This window comes from Paraclostridium benzoelyticum (assembly GCF_001006285.1).
Lineage (GTDB): Bacteria > Bacillota > Clostridia > Peptostreptococcales > Peptostreptococcaceae > Paraclostridium > Paraclostridium benzoelyticum.
The window spans coordinates 1-3,645 of sequence record NZ_LBBT01000135.1; the positions used below are offsets into that span (position 1 = coordinate 1).

The window sequence follows — 3,645 nt, forward strand, 5'->3', positions numbered from 1 at the left end:
TTGTCCATCGCTCAGCTAATCATTATCTGAATATCTGGCTTGGTTGTTTGTGTTTAATTCTTTTAAAAAAGAATTTATATAATTAACCTACTGTTTAATTTTCAAAGTTCATTTTTGTTTTGCCCTTTTCTTAAGGACAAGTAATACTATACCACCTAATTTTCAAAGTTCATTTTTGTTTTGCCCTTTTCTTAAGGACAAGTAATACTATACCACCTTAATTTAACATCGTCAACACTTTTTTAAAATTTAATTTTATTTTTTTATGTTTATTAAGTTTTATGTTGAAATTTACACATAATTTATGTGTTTTTAAAATTATGTTATTTTATATGTAAAAAACATAATAGCATAATTAAAGTAGTCATTTAAAATCATAGACCACTTTAATTGTTAAATTTATAAATTAATCAACTTGACTTAATAATCTTTTAGTTATATCTCTTAATTTCATTTCTCCAACTTCTTCATGAGTTATTGCTACAACTGCTTTTATTCTATCTTCGGAGTTATCCCACTTGTAAGATCTTGCATTAAGAATAGCTCCTTCTGGCATTAATTCCTCTAAATCCACACCAATTTCATCTGTTAAAGTCATATATTCATCAAACAAATCTTCTGTTTCCATTTCGCTTAATTCATATTCTTCTTTTATTATTCCATTTAATTCTTCAATATCTACACTAATTTGAAATGCAATAGTATCTTCTCTTTTAGATCCTTTGCTTAAATCTTTATCAACTCTAAATGGACTTTCATTCTCTATTAATGATTTAATTTCTTCACTATCTACAATTTCATTACCGAACAATATGTACATATATAATTCTCCTCATTCTGTATTAATTATTTAGCCAACGATTCAATTAAACAGTCTTCCAAAGAATTTTTAATTCCTTTTTCTTTTGCAACCCTTATTAGGTATGAATATTTTGATTTTTTAGCCTCTAAATCGTATATAGCTACATCAACTAATTCTGGATCGCTTACAAATTGAAAAAAATTCTCAGCATGTTTAATTTCTAATTGTGCTGCTTTTATTTCTTTTATAATTTTTTTATTCTCTATATCATATTTTAAAGTTCTTTTTCTAGGCATAAAAATCCCTCCAATAAATTTATTATATACCTAGAATCTTGCCAAAAATAACTTTATATATACCTGCTCTATATCTTTTTAATGTATATATTACATCTTTAATCTTATTTTGACAATAGATAAAGCTTTGTTAAAATTGACAATAAAAAAACATCTAATTTATTTAAATTAGATGTTTTGCACTGGTGGGATTAACAGGGCTCGAACCTGTGACCCCCTGCTTGTAAGGCAGGTGCTCTCCCAGCTGAGCTATAATCCCGGATATTTGTTTATGGTGCGCCCAAAGGGACTCGAACCCCTAACCTTCTGATTCGTAGTCAGACACTCTATCCAGTTGAGCTATAGGCGCATTATATTGGAGGCGACACCCAGATTCGAACTGGGGATCAAGGAGTTGCAGTCCACTGCCTTACCACTTGGCTATGTCGCCATTTTTCAATATATAAAAAAATGGTGATCCATCCGCGACTCGAACGCGGGACACCCTGATTAAAAGTCAGGTGCTCTACCGACTGAGCTAATGGATCAACTTTTATGGGGTGGATAATGAGAGTCGAACTCACGACCTCCAGAGCCACAATCTGGCGCTCTAACCAACTGAGCTATACCCACCATAATTTTGGTCGAGGTGGAGGGACTCGAACCCCCGGCCCCATGGTCCCAAACCACGTGCGCTACCAAACTGCGCTACACCTCGATATCTAATAAATAATATTTCAAACAAAAAATGGTGGACCTTCAGGGACTCGAACCCCGGACCTACCGGTTATGAGCCGGGCGCTCTAACCAACTGAGCTAAAGGTCCACATTTGTTTTTATATTGGTAGCGGTAACAGGAGTCGAACCTGTGACCTTTCGGGTATGAACCGAACGCTCTAGCCAACTAAGCTATAATCGAACCACCGACACGGGGATTTTCAGTCCCCTGCTCTACCGACTGAGCTATCTGGGCATTTGGCGGAGAGGGTGGGATTCGAACCCACGGTCCCTTTCGGAATCACTGGTTTTCAAGACCAGCTCCTTAAACCACTCGGACACCTCTCCATTGGTGATCCATCCGCGACTCGAACGCGGGACACCCTGATTAAAAGTCAGGTGCTCTACCGACTGAGCTAATGGATCATTTTATTTACTTGGCAGGGGATGCAGGACTCGAACCTACGCATGTAGCAGTCAAAGTGCTATGCCTTACCGACTTGGCGAATCCCCTATGAATGTGGTGAGCGCACAGGGATTCGAACCCCGGACACACGCCTTAGAAGGGCGTTGCTCTATCCAGCTGAGCTATGCACCCACATTTTTTATTTGGAGCGGGAAACGAGATTCGAACTCGCGACTTCAACCTTGGCAAGGTTGCGCTCTACCACTGAACTATTCCCGCATAGTACAATTGCGCCACATCCGCGCAAATTATTAAGTTGGTGGAGGATGGTGGATTCGAACCACCGAAGTCAGTGACAACAGATTTACAGTCTGCCCCCTTTGGCCGCTCGGGAAATCCTCCACGTTGGAGCTAGTGATAGGAATCGAACCTACAACCTGCTGATTACAAGTCAGCTGCTCTACCGTTGAGCCACACTAGCATATTGGCGGGAATAACAGGACTCGAACCTGTGACCCATTGATTAACAGTCAATTGCTCTACCAACTGAGCCATATTCCCGCGTATTTAATTATTTTGGCGACCTGGAAGGGACTCGAACCCTCGACCTCCAGCGTGACAGGCTGGCATTCTAACCAGCTGAACTACCAGGCCGCAATTGGTGGGACTAACAGGGCTCGAACCTGTGACCCCCTGCTTGTAAGGCAGGTGCTCTCCCAGCTGAGCTATAGTCCCATGTTTATTCTGGAGCGGGTGAAGGGGATCGAACCCTCACAGCCGGCTTGGAAGGCCGGAACTCTACCATTGAGCTACACCCGCATATTTAATTGGTGACCCATAGGGGAATCGAACCCCTGTTACCGCCGTGAAAGGGCGGTGTCTTGACCGCTTGACCAATGGGCCTTATAAAATTTTAATGGTTGCGGAGGCAAGACTCGAACTTGCGACCTTCGGGTTATGAGCCCGACGAGCTGCCAACTGCTCCACCCCGCGATGTTTTATTAAAATGGTGCCGAAGACCGGAATCGAACCGGTACGAGAGGTAAGTCCCGCAGGATTTTAAGTCCTGTGCGTCTGCCAGTTCCGCCACTTTTTATGGAGGCGACACCCAGATTCGAACTGGGGATCAAGGAGTTGCAGTCCACTGCCTTACCACTTGGCTATGTCGCCTTATTGGGGTGGATAATGAGAGTCGAACTCACGACCTCCAGAGCCACAATCTGGCGCTCTAACCAACTGAGCTATACCCACCATATATTGGTCGAGGTGGAGGGACTCGAACCCCCGGCCCCATGGTCCCAAACCACGTGCGCTACCAAACTGCGCTACACCTCGATATCTAATAAATAATATTTCAAACAAAAAATGGTGGACCTTCAGGGACTCGAACCCCGGACCTACCGGTTATGAGCCGGGCGCTCTAACCAACTGAGCTAAAGGTCCAC

Annotated in this window: 2 protein-coding genes and 24 tRNA genes; all 26 read right to left on the bottom strand. The window is 42.0% G+C overall.

Annotated elements, in window-relative coordinates; translation table 11 throughout:
- Window positions 1-406 precede the first annotated feature (406 nt).
- Window positions 407-820, bottom strand: a complete 414-nt coding sequence (locus VN21_RS05670; protein ID WP_046822451.1) for a hypothetical protein — start codon at window positions 818-820, stop codon at window positions 407-409.
- A 26-nt stretch (window positions 821-846) separates the two neighbouring features.
- Window positions 847-1,098 carry a DUF2508 family protein gene (locus VN21_RS05675; RefSeq protein WP_046822452.1) on the bottom strand — a complete coding sequence of 84 codons (252 nt, stop codon included), beginning with the start codon at window positions 1,096-1,098 and terminating at the stop codon, window positions 847-849.
- 183 nt (window positions 1,099-1,281) lie between these two features.
- A tRNA-Val gene (locus VN21_RS05680) sits at window positions 1,282-1,357 on the bottom strand.
- A gap of 13 nt (window positions 1,358-1,370) precedes the next feature.
- Window positions 1,371-1,447: transfer RNA gene (locus tag VN21_RS05685), tRNA-Arg, on the bottom strand.
- A 7-nt stretch (window positions 1,448-1,454) separates the two neighbouring features.
- Window positions 1,455-1,528, bottom strand: a tRNA-Cys gene (locus VN21_RS05690).
- 21 nt (window positions 1,529-1,549) lie between these two features.
- Window positions 1,550-1,625, bottom strand: a tRNA-Lys gene (locus tag VN21_RS05695).
- Window positions 1,626-1,633: 8 nt separating this feature from the next.
- Window positions 1,634-1,710 (bottom strand) — tRNA-His (locus VN21_RS05700).
- A gap of 8 nt (window positions 1,711-1,718) precedes the next feature.
- Window positions 1,719-1,795: transfer RNA gene (locus tag VN21_RS05705), tRNA-Pro, on the bottom strand.
- Window positions 1,796-1,826: 31 nt separating this feature from the next.
- Window positions 1,827-1,903, bottom strand: a tRNA-Ile gene (locus tag VN21_RS05710).
- A 150-nt stretch (window positions 1,904-2,053) separates the two neighbouring features.
- Window positions 2,054-2,142: transfer RNA gene (locus VN21_RS05720), tRNA-Ser, on the bottom strand.
- Window positions 2,143-2,144: 2 nt separating this feature from the next.
- Window positions 2,145-2,220, bottom strand: a tRNA-Lys gene (locus VN21_RS05725).
- Between the two features lie 12 nt (window positions 2,221-2,232).
- A tRNA-Gln gene (locus VN21_RS05730) sits at window positions 2,233-2,308 on the bottom strand.
- A 7-nt stretch (window positions 2,309-2,315) separates the two neighbouring features.
- Window positions 2,316-2,392, bottom strand: a tRNA-Arg gene (locus VN21_RS05735).
- A gap of 12 nt (window positions 2,393-2,404) precedes the next feature.
- A tRNA-Gly gene (locus VN21_RS05740) sits at window positions 2,405-2,479 on the bottom strand.
- A gap of 38 nt (window positions 2,480-2,517) precedes the next feature.
- Window positions 2,518-2,602: transfer RNA gene (locus VN21_RS05745), tRNA-Tyr, on the bottom strand.
- Between the two features lie 4 nt (window positions 2,603-2,606).
- Window positions 2,607-2,681, bottom strand: a tRNA-Thr gene (locus VN21_RS05750).
- Window positions 2,682-2,685: 4 nt separating this feature from the next.
- A tRNA-Asn gene (locus VN21_RS05755) sits at window positions 2,686-2,761 on the bottom strand.
- 16 nt (window positions 2,762-2,777) lie between these two features.
- A tRNA-Asp gene (locus VN21_RS05760) sits at window positions 2,778-2,854 on the bottom strand.
- A gap of 5 nt (window positions 2,855-2,859) precedes the next feature.
- Window positions 2,860-2,935 (bottom strand) — tRNA-Val (locus tag VN21_RS05765).
- 10 nt (window positions 2,936-2,945) lie between these two features.
- A tRNA-Gly gene (locus tag VN21_RS05770) sits at window positions 2,946-3,019 on the bottom strand.
- Between the two features lie 9 nt (window positions 3,020-3,028).
- Window positions 3,029-3,103 (bottom strand) — tRNA-Glu (locus VN21_RS05775).
- 14 nt (window positions 3,104-3,117) lie between these two features.
- Window positions 3,118-3,193 (bottom strand) — tRNA-Met (locus VN21_RS05780).
- Between the two features lie 103 nt (window positions 3,194-3,296).
- Window positions 3,297-3,370: transfer RNA gene (locus VN21_RS05790), tRNA-Cys, on the bottom strand.
- A gap of 4 nt (window positions 3,371-3,374) precedes the next feature.
- Window positions 3,375-3,451, bottom strand: a tRNA-His gene (locus VN21_RS05795).
- 7 nt (window positions 3,452-3,458) lie between these two features.
- Window positions 3,459-3,535: transfer RNA gene (locus VN21_RS05800), tRNA-Pro, on the bottom strand.
- Between the two features lie 31 nt (window positions 3,536-3,566).
- Window positions 3,567-3,643 (bottom strand) — tRNA-Ile (locus VN21_RS05805).
- Between the last annotated feature and the right edge of the window lie 2 nt (window positions 3,644-3,645).